We start from the raw sequence: 23352 nt of genomic DNA, 5'->3' as shown, positions 1-23352 counted from the left end.
GTTCAGAGTCGCGGCACTGGGCCTGTCGCGCAACGGTCCGAGATCCAACGATCTTGCCTCAGGTGTCGTCGTTGCGGTGCCGATCACCCCGGCCCACGACGCGCTCCGAAGGTTCCTCTTCTACACACGGCACGACCACTCGTATCTATCTGGGCGGGCAAACGTCCCTCGCCGGCACCGGAGATTCTCGTGCTCCGCATGTGCGCTGCCCTCGAGCCATCGCAGGCGGTCATCTCAGGGCAGGTACCGCAGCGACAGCGGGTCACATGCCTTATCGGTTTGGCGCAGCACCGTCGTCAGTAGTGGGCGGAGGGGGAGTCTCGCGGGGGCCTCGTGTCCGGGCGAGCCACTCTCGGGTGTCGAGTATTTTCTGCCGGGCTTCCTCGATCTTGGTCCGCGCGAGGCTGGTCTGCTCCTGGAGAGCCAGTGCGGGGTCCTCGTCGTGTTCGAGGTCAGCGGGGCGCACCAGCTCTCGCTCGAGGGCAGCCTGGCTCCGGTCCTGCAACGAGTGATCGCGATCGCGCCGGCAGGCTCGGCGATCGTCGGCGGCCGAGTCCCGGTCCCCTGCAGCGGCGAGACGTTCGTAGGCGGCTTCTTGCCGATCGCGTTGTTGCAGCCGGAACTCGTTGCGGATCTCGCTGAGCAACATCACGACAGCCGCCCGGTCAGACGCGGCAAGACGTTGTTGCTCCGCGAGGTAGGCGCGCAATCGCACGAGCGCGGCCGGGCTGATATCGGGCCACTCGCCCGGATCGATCGTGAGACCCTCTTTGCGGGTGACTCGCTCAAGTAGATCCCGACCGAGCTCGCCCAATCGGATGTCGAAGTCCGCACGGATCTCACCGGAGAACAGGTCACGCGCGTCGGCGGCGGCGTCTCGCCGCTCCGCGGCGTCATCACGTCGTTGCGACTCCAGATCCCGGGCGTGAGCGGCGTCGTCCCGGGTCGCGGCGGATGCCTCGTCATTCTCGGCCGAAGGCTCGAAACCGACCATCTCGGCTACCTCGTGAGTGGTGTGGGCGAACCTCGTCGCCCGTGCTCCTGTGCGATCGATGTGACAGTCGTACCAACGCACTGCGCAGGGTAGCGCAGACATCGTGCGGCAGGCGACGCCCGCGACGAGGGGTAGGGCCGCTGCCCGCAGGCAGAACCCCACCGGTCCGGCGCACGCGGCGCGGTCACCGCGACACCCGGCACTGGTCTCCTCAGCAGGTAGCAGTGGTGACGACCCAGACCTCACCTCCCCTCGGTCGACCCACTCGGTCGGCTCCCGGCGCACGCTCCTCGGGCCTGTTTCGCCCGGGGCGGGCAGCAGCGCCGCTCGACCACAGCCAGAATCGACCTGGCCCGGCGCCCGGTCGGCCCTTACTCGGTCGAGACAGCAGCTACCAGGGCTACCTCGGACACTGACGCCCCGACGATCTCCGCAGACTCGGCCAGAAACCCGAGCTGCTCGTCGCTCCCCCACCGGCCCGTCGGTCAAGGCACCCAGCTTCCTCCGACGCGTCCATTGACACAGGTCAACGAATGTGACGATTGCAGCACAAGGCCGGTTCCAGCGCGAAACCGCACCGGCACAGGGTATTCAATACCCTGACGGCGCTGCTCTGTCGCGTTTGGGCGACGGCGCCGTGGCCACGGGGCGGCTCTGCGTCGGGGGATTCAGGGCAAGCCGAGATCCGTGATGGTGGTGTCCTCGCCAGCTGGGGAGCGGGCGAGGACACCACACTGCCGCTGGGGAGCGGTAGCGCGTGGAGCCTAGTGCAGTGCCACGGTGACTGTCTGTCGCCCCCACAGCAACGAAGGCGACGTCACCGCCCGATCGAGGGGCACGTCGAGCGGCACGCTGCCAGTTCAGCACGACGGAGCACGCAGAGCGGTGTCCAGGTCATCGAAGAGCGCCAGCATCTCGTCGACCCGGGTCACCTGCAGCGGCCGACGCACCGCCCGCTGGTCGCGACCGGAGACCACCCGAAGTTGTTTACCCACCTCACGGGCATATCCCTCGGCGAACAACAGCTCCGAAACCCCTGCTGAACCGAGGAACGTGATGCGCGTCAGGTCGATGACGAGCAGGGTGGTCGGGCCGCCCAACGCCGTACCGACTGCTTCCCGCAGCTCTGGTCCGGTGTCGTAGTCGATGTCGCCACCGACGCTGACCACGACGCCGGAACCGACCTCACGCCACTCGATCGCCAACGATCCTGAGTGGAATGGTTCCTCGGTGCCCATGAGTCACGACGGTACGGGGCACATCGTGCCTACCGAGACCACCCACCCACCTTCTCGTCCCGGCTTTCCCAACAGACGGCGCCTCGCGACGATCCAGCTGCAACCGATCGACCACACCATGTGTCCACACCGCTCAAGAAGCCGCTATCGCCGGCTACGTCCGCTGGTCCGACCGCCGCGCCCGACCGAAACGCCGGTTCGCACCTGAGTCCAAGATCCGCAGACCGGACTACCTACCCAACGTTGCGTGACGAGGCACTAGAACCAGGGAGGCTTTCTGCTGCTCACGGGCTGGCGACGACCCGGAGAGTCATGTCGTATTTCTCTGAGAGGAAGCGGTCAGCCGCTCCAAGCAGCGCGCGCATGTCCTCACTCGCCTTCATCTTCGACATGCCAGGCTGAATAATTGCGACGGTCACGCGTAGTCGGCGAAAGCGGGCCTCCCGGACCACGGCTGCCAGAGTCTCGATATCTCCGGTGAGAATCCCGCTCCTCCCGGCTGCAACGCGCTCGTTCTCTCTGCGGAATAGGCGCTTGGTGAGCAGTTCCGGCATGGACTTCGCCCGGTTCATTTTCATGGCCTGACCGCAGACGTCATAGAGATCGCCGATACGGGCGCCCGGCTTCTCCTCGGAAGAGTACTTGCAGTGCGCGAGCAGCACTTCCAGTTCGTCGTCGACCCGACGCAGGAAGACTACGTCGGCTAGCTCACCGGTGCCGTCGTCGTCGACGATGAGTTCCCAGTCGGACTCCGTGGAGAAGATGTCAATGGCGCGGTGCTGGACAGTGCTGGGGTCCCGGTCCGGGCCTTGCGACTCACGTTTGATCTCGATTCCGGACCAGTCGAACACTTCGATCGAGTCGGTGGGGAACAGTCGACGCTCGCGGTCCGGCTGGAGAAGATAGCCTTGCTCGACCAGGACGAGCTCGTTCTCGAACGTGACCAATAGCCCGTGAGCTGTGAGGAACGCCGCGAGGCTGCCGCGCCCCGACGGTGTCGTGACGACTCCGTCCTCGCCGATCGGACGGATCCTCGGCGGCTCATTCTCGTCGAATTCGAACGCGAACTGGAGCGACCACTCCGGGGTTCGCAGCGCGAACTGCAACGGGCCGTCCGTCGTGTGGGCGATCAGCGTGAGCTCGGTGTCGAGCAGCGAGAACTCCGCATCGCTGTACAAGACTTTTCGATTCTCGCTCATGGTGGCGACGAGATGGTGTGGCCACTCGATCGATAGCGGCACGAGCGGTGGGCGCTCGGTGGCCGGCTTCGGGAGCAAGAAGCCCGACATCACGGTTTCCAGCGAGATCGACGTGTCGGTAATCACCGGGCCGACGCGCTTTGCCCACCGGACCCAGTCGTGGATGTCGCGCGCCCGCTCGTGGCTCCACACTCGTCCCTTCCGGGACGCCCCGAAGCTAACGGCTCGGCCGTCGGTGAATCCGTGTGCGAAGATGTTGGTCTTCATCTTCGTTCCGCCCTCGCCGCGCCAGGCGTGGAGGACGTCCTGCCCGACGTGCATGGAGAACCGTCTGTTCCGGCTGACCGAGTCGAGAAGACCGACGTTAGTGGGGATGCGACGCTGCACCTGCGCGAGGATTCGGTAGACGCTCTCTCCCCTCAGTAGAGTGACGCTGTCGCCGCAGACGGTCCTCGCGATGTCCTCGTGAAGCGAGTTGTTGTCGGTGCTGTTGATGTAGAGGAACCCGGCCGAGTCGTCGAGATGGGCCACATAGAGGTGGTGGACGAGTTCGTTGAAGCTCGCGAATTCTCCCCATCGGACGGGCGTGGGCTGGCGCGACACCCACCACACGACCTTGCCGCTGTTGTTGATACCTAGCTGTGTGGTCAGCAGTCGGTCCTCGAACAGGTCGTACACGCCCTCCGGCCGCCACCGCGGGGCGGTCGGGGTCTGGTAGACGACCGTGCTCATCTTGGGGTGGATGCTGCGCATCGCTATCTCGCGGGGCAGGGAACCGAAGCCCCGCTCGAAGTCGGATCGAGCCTTCTCTCGCCCGACGCCGCGCTCGGTCAGGTCCTGGATGACCTCGTTCCAGTCCGCGTCCTCGCCGTAGAGCTTGCGGAGTCGTTCGTCGACGCCGGTCACCTGCAGCGGCACGAATGCGGATGCCTCACCGAGGGTTCCGCTACCGGTGCGGGTGAAGCGCCCGATGAACTGCAGCGTTACGGCGAGGCTCTTCTGGGGATCGTGGACGGCTGCGATCTTGAGATTCGGCAGGTCGAAACCCTCGCCGAGCATGTTGACGCATACCACGATGCGACAGTCCTGCCCGAGCCTATCCTGGCGCTTACGGCGGGTCGAGCCCGCGAGCCCGGTGTCGATCCGCAGTGGATGCAGATCTGGAGCGAGCTCCTCGTACAGCGCGACAACCTGCTTCGCGCGTTCGACCGAGCTGACACGTGCCATCAGCAAGTGGTCGTAACCGGCATCCAGGTCCGCCCGCAGCTGTTCGACGGCGGCGGTCGCGACCGCGCGATCGGGGTCGGAAAGGTCGATGATGGACCGATAGTTGACTCGCGCGAAGTATCCGTGCTTTTGGGCTAGTCGCAACGGATATGCATAGGCGACGCGACCACCCAGATGTCGGCCGTCCTCACGGTAGGGCGTAGCGGTGAACTGGACTACCTCGCGATCGGAGAAAAGATCGACGATCTCCCGCCATGTCCGCGCGCCGACATGGTGCGCCTCGTCGACGAACAAGCGTGTGCAACCACCCGTGAGCCGCGTGCGAGCGGGCTCGGAGCATTTGTCGAGCGCCTGAGCCGTCGCCACGATGACGTTGGTGCCGTCGAGCAGCTCATCGGCCTCCTCCACCGTTGTCAAGCCGCTGCTGAGCACCAGTACGGCCGGGCATAGGAAGCCACCAATGACTGCCCCCACCTCTGCGAGCACGCCGAGGGTCACGAATTTCTCGGCGATCTGAGTACGCAGCGCGTCCGACGGAACGACGACCATCGTCCGCGACGGCTCGTAGCAGTACGCCGCGAGCATCGTCTCCGTCTTGCCGGTGCCAGTCGGCATCACAATGGTGATCGGCTCGGCCTCCTCGGTGGACCGGTGGGCGAGAACCGCGTGCAGGGCACCCAGCTGAGGCTTTCGCAGGCCGTGCGCCGAACTTGACTCCTCCACGAACCGGAAGCTTCCCGCCAGCGCATCCGCGACCACGTGGACGTCCTTCGGCTCCTGGCCGTGTGCCCCTGGGCCTTCGCGAAGCCACCATAGCTCCCCGCCGCTGACCACGCGACGCTTGATCTCCGTCAACTAGGGAACGCCTCCTCATGACAATCCACGCTGGCGGGCAATGGCGACTCCCTATCGGATCATCAGCATGAAGCGTTACCGCAGACGCAGAGCCATGAACGACTCCACGGGTACCGGCTGGCGCAGTGCGGTCACGGGCTGCAGACAGTCGACCCCGGTACCTTGATGTAGACAGCGTGGACGCTGCGTAGGATCCGGTCATGTCGGACGACACGCTCGATTGGCTCCCCGAGCGTCACCTCGGAGTCGCCGCGCCGCTCTCGCACACGGACGAGCTGATCAGCCAGATCTTCGACCTTCTGTTCGTGTCTCAGACCCAGGTCGACGATGTCATCGGGTTGGTTGAGGTGCCGGTAGGCAGGATCAGCCGAACCGTCGTAAGCCGCGTGGCTCCGATCCCGCGAAAGGTGCCACTCCTCGTGGCCGACGCGCTCGTGGCCCTGCGAGCAGTGCTTGAGCACGTGCTCAAGCCGTTGACGACGGCGGCGAGCACTCCCAGCCGATAGTTGTCGAAGGTGCGCTGCGTGGCACCGGGGCGGTTCGCGAGGACGACAGCTGCCATCGCGAGTCCCAGGGCATATCTCCGAAACTGACGGTTCGGGGCGCGCGATGCTTGAACGGTGCCGCGCACTGCCGTCCCGACCGATGCTCAGTGGATCCGTCTGGCGCCGCTGTTGCCCTCCTCCGATGGTCGTCGCGGGCGTCCGTTCCACGATGACCGTCGAGTGCTCGAGGGGATCATCTACCGGTACCGGTGCTGCCCTGGCGTGATGTCCCGCTGCGTTCAGGCCGTGGCAGACGTTGTGGAAACGGCACCGCCGCTACAGCGGCGACGGCACTTGGGACCACGTTCTCGCTGCTCTGCTGGTCGACGCCGACGCGGCCGAGTTGGTCAACTGGGCGGTGAGTGTGGACTCCACGATCATCCGCGCCCACCAGCACGCCGCCACCCTCAAACGCGACGCAGGGGGCCGGATCGAACTACACGAATCTGGGCGTCGAGCCGGGCGATCACGCGCTCGGCCGGTCCCGCGGCGGACTCGGAACGAAGATCCACCAGCTGGTTGACGGCCAGGGTCGGCCGCTGGTGGTGCTCCTCGGCCCCGGGCAGGGAGGGGACTCGCCGATGTTTCCGTACCTTATGGCGCACCTGAGCATCGCCCGACCGGGCTCGGGCCGCCCCGAACCCGGCCCGAACGCGTCGCGCGGGACCGACTCGCCGGTCGCCATACCGGTGTCCACAGCGGAACGGTCCTCCTCGACGAGACCGTCCGTGGCGATCTTCTCGCCTAGCCGGACGGTGAACAGCTCGCCGACCCGCAGCTCGCCCACCGGAACCGGACGGACCCACCGTCGCGCATGACCTCGACGTCCTTCGCGCCCCAGCCGAGCAGTGCACTCAACGCCGATCCTGCCGAACGTTTCGCATGTGCTTCGAAGTAGCGTCCCGCGAGCAGGAAGGTGATCACGACTGCCGCGACGTCGAGGTAGAGCGCGTCGTCGGTCCGGGTGAGGGCCGCCCACCCGGTGCCGAAGCCCGGCTCCGCCTCGCCCCCTCGAAGCATGATCCACAGCGACCAGCAGGTCGCCGCGAGCGTGCCGACCGATACCAGCGTGTCCATCGTCGCCCCGCCGCGGCGGGCCGCGATCCACGCGGCCCGATGGAACGGCCACCCGCACCAGAGCACCATCGGCAACGCCAGCCCGAGGAAGACCCACTCCCAGCCGGCGAAGCGCAGCTCGGGGAACAGGGAGAGCGCGAGCGACAGGTCAGCCAGCGGCATGGCGAGCACCGCCGCGACGGCGAGCCGGCGGCGGAGATCATGCGTCCGGGTCGCTGCGCCGCCACCAGCGAGATCCTGGGCGGGAGGCAGGGGCCGTGCGGTGTAACCGGCACGTTCGACGATCCTGGCGAGCGAGCGGGGATCGCTACCGGACGGAACGGCGACCCGGGCACGCTCGGTGGCGAGATTGACCGTCGCCACCACCCCGTCGACCTTGTTCAGCTTCCGTTCGACACGTCCAGCACACGCCGCACACGTCATCCCTCCGATCGCGAACACGTGGAACTCCACCGGACCGGCCGTGGCGTCGTCCCCGTCGATCGTCCCGAGCTCGCGCCCAGTGCCGGTGGAGTGACGATCTGTCACGCGACTCAGTTCTCCCTCGGGTCTTCGCTCGGCATGGACTCCTTGGCGATCTCCTTGGCCAGCACCTCCGTCAGGTGCGCCCTCCCGCCGACGTGCGCCTCCGCTCGTGCTCGCTGCACGATATGGGGGTAGTGGAGGTCGAACGCCGGACGCTCGGACCGGATCCGGGGCAGCTCGGTGAAGTTGTGCCGCGGCGGCGGGCAGGAGGTCGCCCACTCCAGCGAGTTGCCGAAGCCCCACGGGTCGTCGGACTGCACGACGCGACCGAACCGGTAGCTCTTGAACACGTTGTAGAAGAACGGCAGCGTCGACGCACCGAGCACGAACGCACCGATCGAGGAGATCATGTTCAGCGTCGTGAAGCCGTCCATCGGCAGGTAGTCGGCGTACCGGCGCGGGTAGCCCTCGTTGCCCAGCCAGTGCTGCACCAGGAACGTCAGGTGGAACCCGACGAAGGTCAGCCAGAAGTGGATCTTGCCGAGGGTCTCGTCGAGGAACCGCCCGGTCATCTTCGGGAACCAGAAGTAGATCCCGCCGAACGTCGCGAACACGATCGTGCCGTAGAGCACGTAGTGGAAGTGCGCGACGACGAAGTACGTGTCCGACACGTGGAAGTCCACCGGCGGCATCGCGAGCAGGATGCCGGTCAGGCCACCGAAGAGGAACGTGACGAGGAAGCCGACCGAGAACAGCATCGGCGTCTCGTAGGTGATCTTGCCCTTCCACAGGGTCCCGATCCAGTTGACGAACTTGACGCCCGTCGGGATCGCGATCAGGAACGTGGTGAAGGAGAAGAACGCCAGCATGACCGCGCCGGTGGCGTACATGTGGTGCGCCCACACCGCGACCGACAGCGCCGCGATCGCGATCGTCGCGAAGACGAGGCCCTTGTAGCCGAACAGCGGCTTGCGCGAGAAGACCGGGAAGATCTCCGACACGATGCCGAAGAACGGCAGCGCGACGATGTAGACCTCGGGATGGCCGAAGAACCAGAACAGGTGCTGCCAGAGCACCACACCGCCGTGCTCCGGGTTGAACACGTTCGCACCGAGGTGCCGGTCCGCGGCCAGGCCCAGCAGGGCCGCGGTCAGGATCGGGAACGCGATCAGGATCAGCAGCGCGGTGATGAAGATGTTCCAGGTGAAGACCGGCAGCCGGAACATCGTCATGCCCGGCGCGCGCATGCAGACGATCGTGGTGATGAAGTTGACGCCACCCAGGATCGTGCCCAGGCCGGAGACGACCAGGCCCATGATCCACAGGTCGCCACCGACGCCCGGCGAGCGGATCGCGTCGGACAGCGGGGTGTAGGCGAACCAGCCGAAGTCCGCGGCGCCGCCCGGGGTCAGGAACCCGGAGACGACGATGATCCCGCCGAACAGGTAGAGCCAGTACGAGAACGAGTTCAACCGGGGGAACGCCACGTCGGGCGCGCCGATCTGCAGCGGCACGATGTAGTTGGCGAAGCCGAACAGGATCGGCGTCGCGAACAGCAGCAGCATGATCGTGCCGTGCATCGTGAACAGTTGGTTGTACTGCTCGGTGGACAGGAACTGCAGCTCCGGTCGCGCGAGCTCGGCGCGGATCAGCAGCGCCATCACGCCGCCGACCGCGAAGAACGCGAACGACGTGCAGAGGTACAGGATCGCGATGTCCTTCGGATCCGTCGTCCTCAGCATCCTGAGAAACGTGGACCCCTTCCCGGTGGAGCGCGTCGGGTTCGGGCGAACCGTCACCGGTCGTGGACCGACCTGGGTCATCGTTGGAGTCCTTTCGGGTCCGTGCGGCGATCCGGGTCGTCGACGACGAGCCGGATCCGGGCGCGGAACAGAGCAGGGGCGGCGGTCGTCGAGACGACCGCCGCCGAGGGGCATCCACGCGGAGGACCGCGCGGGACGGCGACAGGCGAGGCGGGGCCTCGCGTGCGCATCTACGTCCGGGAGACGCAGATCCCGATCAGGAGACGTGTCCCCGCGAGCGCAGGCGGTTCTGCAGTGATCGGCGACCGAATAGCTGTTGCCCACCCGGCAGGGGACGTCGCCGCCATCGTGCCCACGAGCGTGGGCATCGGCCGATCGTCGTCACGGCTCGGCGACAGCGGCGCAGGGTGCCCGTCGGCGGGCGACTCCGGACACCCCACGACATGCCCGGCGCCGGCGTTGAGCGTCGACGACGCAGCTGCGGCGGAGGCGGGCTCCGCGGTCACCGCAGCCGGGTGCGGGGCCACTCCCGCGTACGCCGCCGACAACGGGTGCAGAGCCAGCAGACCCAGGAGCGCGCCGAGGACGGCCAGCACGACCGCACCCCGATTCGACATCACGTGACCAGCTCCACCGTCGGCTCCCTCGAACTCCGACACAGCGTAGAATATGCGGTTCCAGCGCACATCAGCTCGTCGCTCCCCCTGCATCACCGGCGACGGCCGGGGACCGAGGTACCCCGGTCGTCCGTGGCGGTGAACCGCAGGCAGGCCCAGGCAGCGACGACCGCGGAACTCAGCACGGCCAGTCCGGTCAGCACGGCAGGCACCGACGGGGTCGCCCGGCGACTAGCCTCAGCTCCCGGCGAGCGCATCGTCGAGGGCCCGGCGAAGATCGTCGAAGGTCTGAACCGTGACTCGCTCGCCGTTCACGAAGAACGTCGGTGTGCCCTGCACTCCGAGGCTCAGGCCGTCGTTCCGGTCGGCGTCGATACGATCCATGGTGGCCGGGTCGTTGTAGGCCACGTCGAAGCGAACCAGGTCCAGGCCCAGATCACGGGCGTAGCCGCGGAACCGGTCGTCCATCGGCACCTGCTGCTCCCCCCACTGGGCCTGTGTCTCGAACATCCGCTTGTACATCGGTTCGAGCGCGCCCTGCTGTGCAGCGGCCTCGACGGCGCGAGCGGCCCGCTCGGCGTTGGCGTGGCTCTGCACCGGGAAGTACCGGATGACGAAGTTGACACGGTCGCCGTACTCCTGGCGCAGCCGCTCGATCGCGGGGTAGGCGGCGCCGCACGCCTCGCATTCGAAGTCGAGGAACTCTACGAAGTCGACGGTGGCGCCTGGTGCACTCGACAGCCTCAGGCTGTTCTCGCGGACGGCGACCGCCGCAGCGTCCGACGTGTCGTCGGCGTTGAAGCGGCTGATGCCGAACAGGGTGCCGACTCCGACGACGAACACCACGACGATGATCAGGGAGAACGTCAGGTTGGACATCCCGCCCTTGGCGGGGAGCGAGGGCGTCGAACGCGTGCGGGTCTTGCGGGGCATGGGAGACCTCGGGCTCTGCGGCTGTGGGGCCGCGGGTGTCGGGACTGACATGACGGGCGGGCCGGTCGCGGGGGCGAACAGGCGCCGGCTCGTGCGGTCGTTCAGTTCCGGTCGACGCAGAGGACCGAGACCGGCGTGCGGACGGCGGGAAGGACGATCGGCTCGCCGCGTGGGACTGTGGCCGTCCCGGACTCCCCGCGGATCCCATCGACGCCCTGGGCCGATGGACACAGCAGATCGGACGGGGCCGGACCGGCCAGGCGGGGCGGGGCGTCGTCGGGGGCGTGGTCCTGCCCGGCATCGTGCGGACAGAGAGGCTGCAACGGGCAGCCGTCGTGATCCTGCTCTGCGGCGGTGGGCACCACCGCGGTCGCCGAGGCTCCGATGGCGGACGCCGCCGGACCTGCGGTGGCCTCGGGGCCCGGCAGACATCCCATCGCCACGGGCAGGAGGAGGGCGAGCAGCAGGACGCTCCACGGCAACCGCCTGCGACCGGGACCGTCCGGCACCCGTCCGGTGGTGGGCGGCGCCGTCATCGGGGGGACCTGTAGGGCGCGCCCGGTGCGGGCTGGACGGACCCGGGTGTCCCGGGTTCGGGGCGTTCCCCGGCGAGCACGGTCTCGAGAACACCGTCCAGCTGCCCCGTCGTCACCGGCCCGGTGATCTTTGCTGCGATCACGCCGTCGGGATCGAGGACGAAGGTCTCTGGGACTCCGAAGAGCCCGAAGTCCAGCGCGGCGCGCGATCCCGGGTCGCTGACGTAGAGATAGTTCGGGCCGCCGCGGCCGAGTTCGTCGAGGAACGCCCGGGCCGAGTCCGGCGAGTCCTGGTAGTCGACGCCGAGGAAGATCACCCCACGGTCCCGGTAGTCACGGGCCGCTTCCACGAGGACCGGATGCTCGCCACGGCACGCGACGCACCACGAGGCCCAGAAGTTGACGACGACCACGTCACCGCGGAGGTCGGCCAGTGAGACCGTGCCGCCGGCGTCCAGTTGCGGCAGGGCCGCTGCCGGGGCCGGGCGGCCGATCAGCGGGCTGTCGACGACCGTCGATCCTCCGACAAGGCGCCAACCGAACACGGCACCGACCCCGATCGCCACGACGACCACGGCGACCGCCGCTGCGCGGACCCCACTCCATCGACGAGTGCGCGTCGTCATTGCCCACCTCCTGGGTCGGTCAGTGCGCGGCGGCGCAGGTCCTCCACCTGGCTCCGGATGTCCGGGGTGAGGTCCGGACGGGCCAGCAGGCCGTCGAGGACACCGACGCCACCGGGCACGTCGCCGGTGCCGTCGATCAGCACATTCGCCCGGACCCAGGCCGCGTCAGGGGAGCCGGGGCTCAGGGCGAGTGCCCGGTCGGCGTTCTCGAGGGCCGGTCCGGTCTGCCCGATCGTCAGCAGCAGCCAGGCCAGCCGCGTGCGGACCTGCGGGTCGTCGGGGCGGAGGCGGACTGCCTCGAGGTAGTGGCGCATCGCGGCACCATGGTCGCCTGCCGCGACGTAGCGGTCCGCCAGGGCCAACCGCATCCCGATCACCTCGGGGTTCTCGGCGACCACCTGCTCCAGCTGTTCGTCGTCGACGGCGGCCGGGTCGACCACCGGGGCCTCACCGGGGGCGTCGGCCATCGGTTCGATCCCGGTGACCGCTCCACCTTCGGGGCGCTCCACGATCGACGCCGGGAGCACGATGATCCCGGCGACCAGCGCCACCGTGGCGCCCAGCACGTAGGCGAGTGTCCACGGACGGGGCGCACGACCTGCCGGGATCCGGGGGCCGGACGATCCGGTGTCGTCCGGCGAGGCCATCGCCTCGGCGGCGACGCAGACATAGTGCCGGCGCATCCGCCGGGCTCGTTCCTCGTCGATCTCGCCTCCGGCGACCTGCGCCTCGAGTTCCAGGATGTCCTGAAGCGCCTGGTCGGCGATCTCGTCATCCCGGCTCACGGCTCGAGCCCCCGCTGCGCCTGCGATTCGCGGCTCCGGTCGAGCGCCTGGTCGACTCGTGCCTGATCCGCCTCGGACGGTTCCGGCGCGTCGAGGCAGGCGCGCCGGAACCGGCGGGACAGCAGCAGTGCCGCACCTGCGACCGTCGCCGCGACGGGCAGCAGCCACAGGAGCAGCGTGCTGCCCGACTCGGGTGGGTCGATCACCGCCCAGTCGCCGTACCGGGCACGGAAGTAGGCCTCGATCTCGTCGTCCGACCGCCCCGCCGCCACTTGGTCCTCGATCACCTGCCGCATCGCGACAGCGGTGTCCGACGGCGACTCGGCGACCGACACGCTCGTGCAGACCGGGCAGCGCAACCGCTCGGCCAGTTCCTGCACCCGGTCCTGCTCCGCTGCGGGGGCCATGGCGAGCACCAGTGCGACGGCGACGGTCAGCAGGAGGGTCGTCCCGCCAATCACGACGGAGACCGCTCTCTCGCGCGGGCTAGGCATCACTGTTCACCGGTTCCCCGGACCGCGACATGCCAGGATCGACCGCGGTCCGCGCGGTCCGGCGCGGCCGGCCCAACGCCCAGAACCCGCCGGCCGCGACCATGCCCCCGCCGACCCACATCCAGACCATCAGCGGGTAGCGGAACAGGTTGAGCGTGACGCGCTCGGGCTCCAGGTTCCCGAGGGCGACGTAGACGTCCTGTGTCGGGGTCGTCCATACGTCGGGGTTGCCGACCGCCTGTGGCCTGCCGGGGAAGGAGTTCAGTAGCGGTGACATCTCCCGGACGACGCGCTCCCCGTCGGTGACGGTCAGGTGTGCGTCGGTGACCAGCCGGTCGGGCAGCTCGTGTTCGTCGACGTAGTCGAAGGTCAGCGTGTAGCCGGCGAACTCGACGGACTCTCCACGGTCGACGGTGACGGTGCTCCGTTCGGCCAGACCGGATGAGGTGGCGACGACCACGACGAAGAGAGCAACACCGAGGTGGGCCAGCTGCCCGCCCGAGTATCCGCGCTGCCCGCAGATTAGGCGCCACAGACCGGCGGGAGTCCGTGCGGGGGCGGTCATCAGGGCTTGGCGCACGGTGCTCGACGCGATCCCGGTAGCCAGGGCCACGACGGCCAGGACCCCCGGTGAGCGCACCCCGGCGAGGACCGCAGTCGTCGCGGCACAGGCCGCGAGGAGCAGCGGCACGCGCAGGCGTCTCCAGACCACCGCCGGCGACGCATGGCGGTACGGGGTGACCGGGCCGGCCCACATCGCGAGGAGCAGGGCGAACCCGAGCGGGACCGCCATCCGGTCGAAGAACGGCCGTCCGACCGACACCTGCTCGGCGGTGATCGCCTCGAGGACGACCGGGTAGAGGGTTCCGAGCAGCACCACGAACGCGAACAGACTCAGGAGCAGGTTGTTCAGCAGGAACATGCCCTCTCGGCTGGCCAGCGACTCGGGACCGCCCCGGGAGGCGATGCGCTCGGCACGCAGTGCGATGAGCACGAACCCGGTCACCACCACGACGACGAAGAACACCAGCAGCGGTGGGCCCACGTCGGACTGGCTGAAGCTGTGTACCGACTGGACGACCGCACTCCGGGTGAGGAACGTGCCCAGGACGGTGAGGGCGAATGCCGCCAGAACCAGGACGAAGTTCCAGGACTGCAACATCCCCCGCCGGACCTGTACCACGGCCGAGTGCAGGAAGGCGGTGGCGACGAGCCACGGAACCAGTGCGGCGTTCTCCACCGGGTCCCAGGCCCAGTAGCCGCCCCAGCCCAGGACCTCGTAGGACCACCAGGCGCCCACCACGAGACCCGCGGTGAGGAAGCTCCAGGCCGTCAGGTTCGCGCGGCGGGTGCGGCGCAGCCACTCCACTCCCGCAACGCTGCCGAGCAGTGCGGACATCGCGAACGCGAACGGCACCGTGAGACCGACGTAGCCCACATACAGCAAGGGCGGGTGGACGGCCATGAGCACGTGGTCGGCGAGGATCGGGTTCGGCCCGGGCCCGTCTGCTGGTACCTCGGCAAGAATCTCGAAAGGATTGCCCGCCAGCACGACCAGCCCGAAGAAGAAGGCGCCGACTGAACCCAGCACGCCGAGCGCCCCGGTGCCCAGCCGGTCATCGGTGTCGCGTACCCCGTGCATCACCGCTGCGGTGAATCCGGACAGGACGAGCACCCACAGGACCAGGCTGCCCTCGAGCGCCGCCCAGGCCCCGGTGATGCTGAAGAACGTCGAGGTGGCACGGGAGTGGTTCTCGGCGACGTAGGAAACGGCGAAGTTGTCGGTCAGCAGGGCGACCTGGAGCGCTGCCATCGCGAGCACCGAACCACCGAGCATGAAACCCGCCCCGACCAGCAGCTGCCTGCGACGCACGGCACCGGGCCGGTGCTGGGCGAGGAAGCCGAGGACCGCCAGCACCACCGACCCTGCGAGGCCGAGCATGAGGCCGGTCCACCCGGCGGAGGGCACCGCCGTCGTCATGCCGAACCCTCGTCGCCGGGCGGCTGGTAGTTCTCGTCGTGCTTCACCTTCATCGAGTCCGAGACGAAGGTGTCCCCCCGCCACTCCCCTTCGAGCACGACCCCGACGCCGGCGCCGAACAGCTGAGCCGGGGCGCCACTGAACTCCACGGGCACCCGGACACCGTCCGGCCCGGCCGAGGACGTCACCTCGAACTGCACCCGGCCTGGTTCTCCGACGACAGTGCCGTCCGCGACGAGGCCGCCGAGCTGGAACCGGGTGCCGTCGGACTGGCTCGTGCGCTGGGCCAGCGCCTCGTCGGGCTCGAGGTAGTAGACGAGGTTGCCGTTCAGGTTGCCGAACAGCAGCAGGCCGACCAGCACGGCCAGGACACCGGTCGCAGAAGCGCCGAGCAGGCGATAGCGCCGCACGACACGGCGTTCACGGGTGTGTGAGGTCGTCATCGCCTCTCCTCCGTTCTCTCGCCGATCCGGGCGGCGGCCCGCAGGAGCACCCCGAGATAGGCGACGGTCGCGGTCACGGTCACGCCGTACCCGAGAACCACCCAGGCCCACTGCGTCATCACTCGGTCTCCCCTCGGGGTGCGGTCACGGCATCACCGGCGACCGGCCGGTCGCCCGCGCTCTCAGCAGCGTCTGCGGCGTCCTCGGCGGCGGTGATCCGCATCCGGGTCCGGACGACCAGCACGTAGAGGACGGTGAAGGCCAGGACGGAAAGCAGCAGCGCTGCCAGCATCCCGCCGCCGATCGCCGGTGCAGCGGGACGCAGCAGCGACGGCGGCTGGTGCAGCGTGCGCCACCACAGCACCGAGAAGTGCACGAGCGGGACCATGGCGAAGGCGACGACGCCGAACACCGCCGACCGACGGGCCCGAGCGACCGGGTCGTCGATCGCGCGCCGCAGGGCGAGGTAGCCGAGGTAGACGAAGAACAGCAACGCCGTGGTCACGAGCCGGGCGTCCCACGTCCACCACACGCCCCAGGTAGGTCGACCCCAGATCGAGCCCAGGCCGATGGCGAGACCGGTGAAGAACACCCCGGCCTCCGCGCTCGATGCCGCCAGCCGATCCCAGACAGCGGTGCGCCGCCGCAACCAGACCAGGCCGGCTACGAGGGTCACGCCGTAGGCGAGGAACGCCGTCCACGCCGCGGGGACGTGCACGTACATCAGCCGTACGAGCTCACCCTGCAACCGGTCGGGCGGCGAGAGCAACGCGGCGCCCGCCGCGATGACGACGGCGGTCGCGACCGCGAGGGGCAACCGGCGGCCGAAGACGGTCCGCGGTGTCACCGCAGTCGTCCGGGTCAGATCAGGTTCGATCATGTTTGGTTCGGTCATGTCTGGTCCTCCAGGTGCCGGACGCACCACGCGGCCGACAACGCGACAGCGAGGTCGACGGCCAGCACGAGGACGAGCCACGGCCACGCCGGGCGCTCGTAGCGGGTGGCGTCGACGACTCCCACGGCGCCGAGCAGCAACGGCACCGCGATCGGGGTGACGAGCAGGGGACCGAGCGCGGTGCGCCCGGCGAGCCCCTCGGAGACGAGATCCGCGAACGCGCCGAGCGTGCCCAGGCCCGCAGCGACGAGGACGACCATCGGCAGCAACCACGGCCACCCACCCAGGTCCGGCGCGTAGAGCACGATCGCCACCGGAGCGATGACAAGCTGGAACCCCAACAGGAGTGCCGTGTTCCCGAGGGCGCGACCGGCCAGACGGACCCGGGGTGTCACCCCGGACAGATGCAGGAGCGCTCTATGGGCGGGGTTGTCGACCGCGCCGCCCCGCATGGTCACGAGAACTCCGAAGAGCAGCACGACCAACCAGAACAGCGCCGGTCCGACGGCGGTCAGCAGGGCGGTCTCGGCGCCCACACCCAACGGCACCAGGAACAGTGCGACCGCACCGAACGGCGCCACGACCCCGAAGACCTCACCGGCACGACGGTCGACAGACAGATCCTTGCGGGCGAGGACGACCGCCTGCGCCAGTGGAGACACCGACGGAGTCATCGACCTAGCACCGTCTCGACCCGACCGGAGCACAGACCGACAGTCCGGTCACAGAGGTCCGCAACCGTTCCGGCCTCGTGCGAGACGAGGACTCCTGCTCCCGCCCGGGCGCACACCTCTGCGAGAACCCGGCCCACCAACGGAGCGGCATCGTGATCGAGCCCGGTGTGCACCTCGTCCAGGAGCAGCAGGTCGGGCTCGGTGAGCATCACCCGGGCGAGCTCCGCCCGCCTACGCATTCCCTTCGAACAGGCGATCGCCGGCCGACCGGCCGCCCGAGCGAGACCGACATCGGCGAGCACCTCGGGCACCCGGCGACGCGGACGGCCGGTGAGGCGAGCGACCAGCCGCAGGTTCTCCTCGAGGGTGAGCTGGTCGTAGAGCGCCGCCGAGTGCCCGACGAGCGCGACGCGCAACCTCGCCGCGCGAGCGCTGGTGGCGTCGATCTGCCGGCCGAACAGCTCGACCGTTCCCGCGGTAGGGCGGACGAGCGTGGCGAGCACGGAGAGCAGCGTCGACTTACCCGAACCGTTGGCGCCCATCAGGCCGACGACCTCGCCAGGCTCGAGACACAGGTCCAGATCGCGCAGGACCGGGGCCCGGTGCAGGTCCACCCGTACTCCTGCGAGACGGGCCACCGGCGACGCATCGTTCACGAGGACTCCCAGACTTCTACAGACGGTAGAAGATGACATACTTCGCATACCAGGTCCACAGGGGCCCTGGTCGACCTCGGAGGTGTCGTGGAACTTCTGGCCATGACGGCGCTCGCACTCGTCGCCGGGGCCGTGTCGTTCAGCTCCCCGTGCGTCCTGCCGCTGCTGCCCGGCTACGTCTCCTTCGTCAGCCGCTCCGGTAGTCAGGACAGGGGGCGACCGCACCGGGGACCAGCGCTGTTCGTGGCCGGGTTCGGCGCGGTCTTCGTCGCCATGGGTCTCACGGCCTCGGCGGTCGGGCTCCTGCTGCGGCAGAACCTCGACGTCCTCACCCTGGTCGCCGGAGTGGTCGTCGTCGTTCTCGGGCTCGGGATGACCAGGGTCCTCCGAATTCCGCTGATCGCCCGCGAGTTCCGGCCCGGGCTGGCCCGGGCGACATCCGGCACGATCGGCTCGTTCGGCCTGGGAGCGGCGTTCGCGCTCGGCTGGACCCCGTGCGTCGGTCCGGTGCTCGCGACGATCCTCACCGTTGCCGCGACCTCGGGCCGGCTCATGACCGGTGTCGTGCTTCTCGCCGCGTACGCGCTCGGGCTCGGGGTTCCCTTCCTGCTGCTGGCACGGGCTCTGCTGCGTGGCCGCGACCGATTCGCCTGGCTCCGCCGCAACGCCCACCGTCTGGAGGTCGCCGGCGGCGTGATGCTGGTGGTCACCGGCGTCCTGATGCTCAGCGGGGTGTGGTCGGCCGTGATGGCTGATGCCGTCTCCGGCTATGCACGGTGGGGCTGGCCTCCGATCTGAGGCACCCCCGGCTTGCGTCGTCATCCGGTCAGCTCCAGACCGCGAGCTCTCAGCCATCCGACAGGGTCGACCTTCTCGCCCGACACCGAGCCCTGCCGGATCTCCAGGTGCAGGTGTGGCCCCGTCGACTGACCGCGATTGCCCACCTCGGCGATCCGGTCCCCGGCCACCACGCGCTCCCCTGCCGCGACGAACGCCTGGTTGATGTGGCCGTACACCGATCGGCTGCCGTCGGGGTGGCGGACGACCACCCACAGTCCGAATCCGTTCGCGGGACCGGACTTCTCCACGACACCGTCGGCGACGGCGAAGATCGGGGTCCCGATGCGGTTGGCGATGTCCAGGCCGTAGTGGGTGGAGCCCCAGCGCGGACCGGCCGTCGAGGTGATCCTGCCCCGGACGGGTTGCACGGTGACCTCACCGCCGTCCGCCGTCACGGCGGCCGGGGCCCCCTCGGCCCGGGCGGCCGAGAGCTGGTCGGCTCGCCGGGCGGACCCCTGTCCGATCCGGGTGCCCTTCGCCAGGGCGGCGAGATCGTCCGGATCGGCGGCGGCCGGGAGCTCGGACGCAGCGACGGGCGTGACGACCGCGGGACGGTCGGGAGCCGGGATCGCGGCCGGTTCGAGCGACAGCGCCGCGACCGGACGGACCTCGTCGTCGACCAGTTGGAGATCGAGTTCGTCGTAGGTGGCCTGAGCACCGGTGACCAGGGCTCCGGCCGCGAGCGCGACGACGGCCCCGGCCCCGGCGGGCGGCGGAGCAGGGAGGCAGGCGGACAGGGAAGTACAGGACGTCGACATACGGGTATCCCGAATCTGACAAGGGTCTGCGGGCGTGGGAGCGCGCAGCGGTGTCTAGATCCGGAAGACCTGTAGATCAGCTGTCGATACGCGTGCGGGAGCCGGCGGAGTGTCGTCCGGCACCGCCGAGCGGACCACTCCTGCGGGAACGGTTCGGACGCAGAGAACGGTGAGGTCGACGTTCGGCGCACTCGTCCCGTCGTCGGCGAGACGGACCGGACTTGCGGCGGCGTGCTCGATGTCCTGCAGCGGAGCACCGTGGCATCCGTGCGAGCGTTCCTGACCGACAGGGGCCGGGGGCTCGCCCGCCGTCGCGCCTCCCGCGCACAGGACACCGACCGCGAGCACGGTGAGTACGGCGACCGCGATGGCGCTTGTCCATCGAGCAATCCGCCGCACGTGCACTCCCTCCGTCATCGCCGAGGCTAGCGGTGCAGGGGTCGGCCACTCTCGACCACCCGGCCACGGGTCTCCAGGACGACCCCCAGGGTCACCCACCGCCAGATCCGACTCCGAAGCGTGACAACCTCGGTCACTCTCGAACGTCTCTCGTTACGGATGATGCCGAATCTCGTTACCCCGAGTGCGGTGACGCGACCCACGAACAGGAGTACCAGATGGGGAATCCGACGACCCGACGACCACGCCGCAGCCGGATCGTCGTCGCCGCGATCGTCGCCGCCGCCGGGATCGGCCTCGGTGGAACCGCGCTCGCCGACGTCGAGCAGGGCGACGTCGCGACCCGGGCCCACGCGGAGGCCGTCGCGCCGGGCACTCCGTGCTCGGTCTCGGCACGGGCGTGTGTCGATCTCGACACCCAACGCGCCTGGCTCCTGCGCGACGGCAAGGTCACCCGCGGTCCGGTTCCGATCGCGTCCGGCGGAGCCGGCCAGGAGACACCTCAGGGCCACTCGTTCCGGGTCTACCGCAAGAACAAGGACCACGTCAGCGGTGAGTTCACCGGCCCTGACGGCAACCCTGCGCCGATGCCGTGGTCGGTCTTCTTCGCCGACGGCGGTGTCGCCTTCCACGGCGGTGACCGGGCGAGAGCGTCCGCGGGATGCGTCAAGCTCGACACCGCCGAGGCCGAGGCATTCTTCAACGATCTCGTCGCGGGTGACAAGGTCCAGGTCGTGCGCGCATCGGCCGAGGAGAAGGCTCGTGGAGGCGGGGCGGCCCGCTGAGATCGGCCCGCCGCAAGTGGCGCCAGGTCGGCGTAACACGGCGACGGTTCGTACCGAGCCCACCCCTAGCGCAACCCCGCTGGTGGTCATCCGGGAAGAAGCAGGGGGCCGAATCGTGCCGGACAGCAGCGCCCCGCGTGTCGCGTGTCCGGGACGTCGAGCGGACCGGAGTGGTGCGGAGCCCACGAGCCGCGGGCCTCGCGGCTATGCCCCGACGTCGATCGTACTCTTGCTCCTGGCCACGGCCGGCGCCCTCGGCACCGGGCTGGCAGCAGATCTCGGTAGCGATCATCCAGTCCACATGCCGACCAACGCTCTCGGCGCGCTACTGATCGCATGGTTGTGGCGTCGGCTCGACACCGCACGCTCGGCCGCGGCACCTACTGCTCTGGCAGGCGCCCTCGCGGCACTGCCTCTTCTGCACGTGCCTGCGGGGCTGTCGTCGCTGTCCGGCCACCTGCCTGGTCCCGGGAACGATCTACGCCACCTGGTGACCGATGCGGCGCCGTCGGTCGCCACCCAGATCGCATTCCCCACTGTGCTGATGGGGATCACCGCCGTCTTCCACCTCCTGCGGCGGCACGTCCGATCTGTCCGCCCCCACATCAGGCCGCTGCCTGCCGCCGTCGAGTCGGCCCCGCGCATCACCCCGGTCGTCCGGCAAGCTCCGCGCCACTCGCTGATCGGGGAATGCGGATGGTCAATCGCCGTCCGACGAGGCCCGCCGCTCGGACGCCTGAGCGCAGTCTGACCACGGGCAGTTCCGCTCCTGCCACGAGCCCGATCCTGTCGTGCCCAGCTCGGCGGCGCGGCGCGCCTCTGCTCGGTCTGGGGCGCACCGAGGTGCTTCCCGCGCGCCGGTGTCCTCCATTCGATCGTGAACTCCGGACTGCCTGGATCCGTCGGACCGGCCGGGTCTCCGGAGAACTGTATTCAGCTCGCCCGTGACCACACCGTCACGACTCGATCCACGGTCGTCGGCGCTTCAGCGCGTCGGACTGAGGGTCCGAAGGGTGCGCGATGAACACCTGGAGTCACCCCGGCCTGCACAACGACACCGGCATGCGGGCGGATGCCCTGCGCAGGGCCGGCGTCGGCTCGGCCGCGCCTTCAGACCTCGCCCACGAGCGTCTGGAGCGGCTGTTCGAAACCCAGTGCGACCGGATGATGCAGCTCGGTCACGGCAACCGCACGGCCGTCGATACCGCCGACGGCATCCTCTCCTACGCGGCGCTCGAGGCCGGGGCCAATCAGCTCGCGCGCTACCTCCGTCTGCAGCGAGTTCGCGGAGGTGATCTGGTCGGGGTACTCCTCGATCACCCGGCCGACGTATGCGCCGCCATACTCGCGATCTCAAAGTGCGGGGCGACCGCCGTGCCCCTGGACCTCGCAGCGAGCTGCGACCACATCGGGGCGATCATCTCCGAATCCGGCGTCGCCGCGGTGATCACCACAGGACCTCTTGTCTCCAGACTTCCGGGGCCCGAGAGCCGGGCAGCGACCACGATCGTCACCGTAGATCTGGCCGGGGAGTTCATCAGCGCTCAGAGCCCGCGGCGCCTCACCGACGGCGAGCGACACGACGCGGGCGGTGTCGCCTATGTCGCCTATCGCATCGGCGCCGATGGACGCCCGATCGGTATCGCCGTCCACCACCCTCACGTGTGCGACTTCGCCCGTGTGGTCGTCGAGGGTTACGGCATCGGCCCCTACGACCGCGTTGTCCACACGCAGCTGGTGTACCCGCATCTCGAGGTGGAGCAGACCTGGATCCCGTGGCTCGCGGGCGCGACGCTGGTCGCCCCGCCGTCACGGCTACAGGGCCAGGCGCTCTGGCAGTTTCTCGGCCGCCACCGCGTGACGGTTCTGCGCGCCGATGCACGCACCCTGTCAGGACTGGACGAGCGGCTGCTCGAGCTCCGGCTGGTGGTCGTCACGGACCCGCCGTGCCCGCAGGACCCGATCGCACGCTGGCAACGGCCCGGACGACAAGTCCTCCGAGCACACGGCCATCCCGGCTCGGCTGTCGTCGCGACCGGCTCGGCGCACCGACCGCAGCAGATGTGCAGCGATCTGGCGAGGAACGGTACCGCTGGGCGGGCAACGGCCCTCGGCCATCTCGCGAGCGCGGATCCCACCCGAGCTGTCGGTGTCGGTTCCGCTGCCGGGACCCTCGGTGCAGCCGGGCCGACGATTCGTCGCGCGGACACCGATCGGTCGGCCCCCGATGACGTCGGGGACGCTCGCGCAGGGACCGCAGCGGCGCAAGCGCCGACGCAGCTCCCTCCACCACTGACGACGAGTTAGCCACCGCCCTGGCCGGCGTACTGGCCGGCGTCCTCGACCGCGGACAGGTTCGCGTTGACGCCCACGTCTTCGACGACCTCGGCGCCGATTCACTGACGATGGCCAAGTTCTGCGCTCGCGCCCGCGCTCGCGAGGACCTGCCCTCACCCTCGATCCAGGAGATCTACCACCACCCGACCCCTGCAGGAGCTCGCGGCAGCACTCGGACCGCCGGCACCGGCGACGACCGTGCCGTCCGACGTGATCGCCGCCCGGCTGGC

The 23352-nt window shown here is 69.2% G+C and carries 20 protein-coding genes and 2 pseudogenes; 5 read left to right on the top strand and 17 right to left on the bottom strand.

Features of this window, described 5'->3' with window-relative positions; genetic code table 11:
• Positions 1–271: 271 nt before the first annotated feature.
• The 3 genes from AD017_RS30145 to AD017_RS30135 all read right to left on the bottom strand — a co-directional run bounded on the left by AD017_RS30145 (position 272) and on the right by AD017_RS30135 (position 5513).
• Positions 272–994 (bottom strand): hypothetical protein, encoded by a 723-nt coding sequence (locus tag AD017_RS30145; protein ID WP_060577096.1) that lies wholly within the window; start codon positions 992–994, stop codon positions 272–274.
• Between the two features lie 860 nt (positions 995–1854).
• Positions 1855–2232, bottom strand: a complete 378-nt coding sequence (locus tag AD017_RS30140) for an STAS domain-containing protein (protein WP_060577095.1) — start codon at positions 2230–2232, stop codon at positions 1855–1857.
• Positions 2233–2516: 284 nt separating this feature from the next.
• On the bottom strand, positions 2517–5513 hold the full coding sequence (locus AD017_RS30135) for a DEAD/DEAH box helicase (protein WP_082539114.1): 2997 nt from the start codon (positions 5511–5513) through the stop codon (positions 2517–2519).
• A gap of 200 nt (positions 5514–5713) precedes the next feature.
• Between AD017_RS30135 and AD017_RS30130 the strand changes: the two genes are divergently transcribed.
• On the top strand, positions 5714–6019 hold the full coding sequence (locus AD017_RS30130) for a hypothetical protein (protein ID WP_060577093.1): 306 nt from the start codon (positions 5714–5716) through the stop codon (positions 6017–6019).
• Between the two features lie 114 nt (positions 6020–6133).
• A pseudogene (locus tag AD017_RS37600) lies at positions 6134–6728 on the top strand (IS5 family transposase); the annotation flags it as partial.
• A 42-nt stretch (positions 6729–6770) separates the two neighbouring features.
• Here the strand turns inward: AD017_RS37600 and AD017_RS37135 are convergent.
• The 13 genes and pseudogenes from AD017_RS37135 to AD017_RS30060 form a co-directional block, all read right to left on the bottom strand.
• Positions 6771–6821 (bottom strand): annotated as a pseudogene (locus AD017_RS37135) (hypothetical protein); the annotation flags it as partial.
• Entirely contained in the window at positions 6803–7663 is an 861-nt protein-coding gene (locus AD017_RS30120) for a cation transporter (RefSeq protein WP_060577091.1), read from the bottom strand. The pseudogene AD017_RS37135 and the gene AD017_RS30120, both read right to left, overlap by 19 nt.
• Positions 7664–7668: 5 nt before the next feature.
• On the bottom strand, positions 7669–9423 hold the full coding sequence (ctaD, locus tag AD017_RS30115; RefSeq protein WP_060577090.1) for a cytochrome c oxidase subunit I: 1755 nt from the start codon (positions 9421–9423) through the stop codon (positions 7669–7671).
• 794 nt (positions 9424–10217) lie between these two features.
• Positions 10218–10913: a DsbA family protein gene (locus tag AD017_RS30105; RefSeq protein ID WP_369821720.1), complete on the bottom strand. Its 696-nt coding sequence runs from the start codon at positions 10911–10913 to the stop codon at positions 10218–10220.
• Between the two features lie 532 nt (positions 10914–11445).
• Positions 11446–12075, bottom strand: coding sequence for a redoxin domain-containing protein (locus AD017_RS30095; protein WP_060577087.1), 630 nt, complete (start codon positions 12073–12075; stop codon positions 11446–11448).
• Positions 12072–12860 carry a tetratricopeptide repeat protein gene (locus tag AD017_RS30090; protein ID WP_060577086.1) on the bottom strand — a complete coding sequence of 263 codons (789 nt, stop codon included), beginning with the start codon at positions 12858–12860 and terminating at the stop codon, positions 12072–12074. The genes AD017_RS30095 and AD017_RS30090 overlap by 4 nt, the downstream gene beginning before the upstream one ends.
• Complete coding sequence (locus tag AD017_RS30085) at positions 12857–13321, bottom strand: cytochrome c-type biogenesis protein (protein WP_082399751.1); 465 nt, start codon at positions 13319–13321, stop codon at positions 12857–12859. The genes AD017_RS30090 and AD017_RS30085 overlap by 4 nt, the downstream gene beginning before the upstream one ends.
• Positions 13322–13346: 25 nt before the next feature.
• The gene (locus AD017_RS30080; RefSeq protein ID WP_060577084.1) at positions 13347–15335 is read right to left on the bottom strand and encodes a heme lyase CcmF/NrfE family subunit; all 1989 of its coding nucleotides are present in this window, start codon (positions 15333–15335) and stop codon (positions 13347–13349) included.
• Positions 15332–15778 (bottom strand): cytochrome c maturation protein CcmE, encoded by a 447-nt coding sequence (locus AD017_RS30075; RefSeq protein ID WP_174521826.1) that lies wholly within the window; start codon positions 15776–15778, stop codon positions 15332–15334. Before AD017_RS30075 ends, AD017_RS30080 begins: the two co-directional genes overlap by 4 nt.
• Positions 15775–15897, bottom strand: coding sequence for a hypothetical protein (locus tag AD017_RS37130; RefSeq protein ID WP_255357041.1), 123 nt, complete (start codon positions 15895–15897; stop codon positions 15775–15777). The genes AD017_RS30075 and AD017_RS37130 overlap by 4 nt, the downstream gene beginning before the upstream one ends.
• Complete coding sequence (gene ccsA / locus AD017_RS30070; RefSeq protein WP_060577083.1) at positions 15897–16658, bottom strand: cytochrome c biogenesis protein CcsA; 762 nt, start codon at positions 16656–16658, stop codon at positions 15897–15899. Before ccsA ends, AD017_RS37130 begins: the two co-directional genes overlap by 1 nt.
• A gap of 11 nt (positions 16659–16669) precedes the next feature.
• Positions 16670–17347 carry a heme exporter protein CcmB gene (locus tag AD017_RS30065; protein ID WP_060577082.1) on the bottom strand — a complete coding sequence of 226 codons (678 nt, stop codon included), beginning with the start codon at positions 17345–17347 and terminating at the stop codon, positions 16670–16672.
• On the bottom strand, positions 17344–17961 hold the full coding sequence (locus tag AD017_RS30060) for an ATP-binding cassette domain-containing protein (RefSeq protein ID WP_082399749.1): 618 nt from the start codon (positions 17959–17961) through the stop codon (positions 17344–17346). Before AD017_RS30060 ends, AD017_RS30065 begins: the two co-directional genes overlap by 4 nt.
• Before the next feature lie 129 nt (positions 17962–18090).
• Here AD017_RS30060 and AD017_RS30055 point away from each other — a divergent pair, with 129 nt between their 5' ends.
• Entirely contained in the window at positions 18091–18801 is a 711-nt protein-coding gene (locus tag AD017_RS30055) for a cytochrome c biogenesis CcdA family protein (RefSeq protein WP_060577081.1), read from the top strand.
• 20 nt (positions 18802–18821) lie between these two features.
• Here the strand turns inward: AD017_RS30055 and AD017_RS30050 are convergent, their stop codons facing one another.
• On the bottom strand, positions 18822–19601 hold the full coding sequence (locus AD017_RS30050) for a M23 family metallopeptidase (RefSeq protein WP_060577080.1): 780 nt from the start codon (positions 19599–19601) through the stop codon (positions 18822–18824).
• Positions 19602–20218: 617 nt separating this feature from the next.
• On the opposite strand from AD017_RS30050, the gene AD017_RS30045 reads away from it, so the two are divergent.
• On the top strand, positions 20219–20785 hold the full coding sequence (locus AD017_RS30045) for a L,D-transpeptidase (protein ID WP_060577079.1): 567 nt from the start codon (positions 20219–20221) through the stop codon (positions 20783–20785).
• A gap of 1020 nt (positions 20786–21805) precedes the next feature.
• The gene (locus tag AD017_RS30040; protein WP_082538505.1) at positions 21806–23092 is read left to right on the top strand and encodes an AMP-binding protein; all 1287 of its coding nucleotides are present in this window, start codon (positions 21806–21808) and stop codon (positions 23090–23092) included.
• The last annotated feature ends 260 nt before the right edge of the window (positions 23093–23352 follow it).

It is taken from the genome of Pseudonocardia sp. EC080619-01 (genome assembly GCF_001420995.1).
Classification (GTDB): domain Bacteria; phylum Actinomycetota; class Actinomycetes; order Mycobacteriales; family Pseudonocardiaceae; genus Pseudonocardia.
Note: the sequence above shows the minus strand (reverse complement) of the source record. Positions and strands in the feature narration are given on the sequence as shown.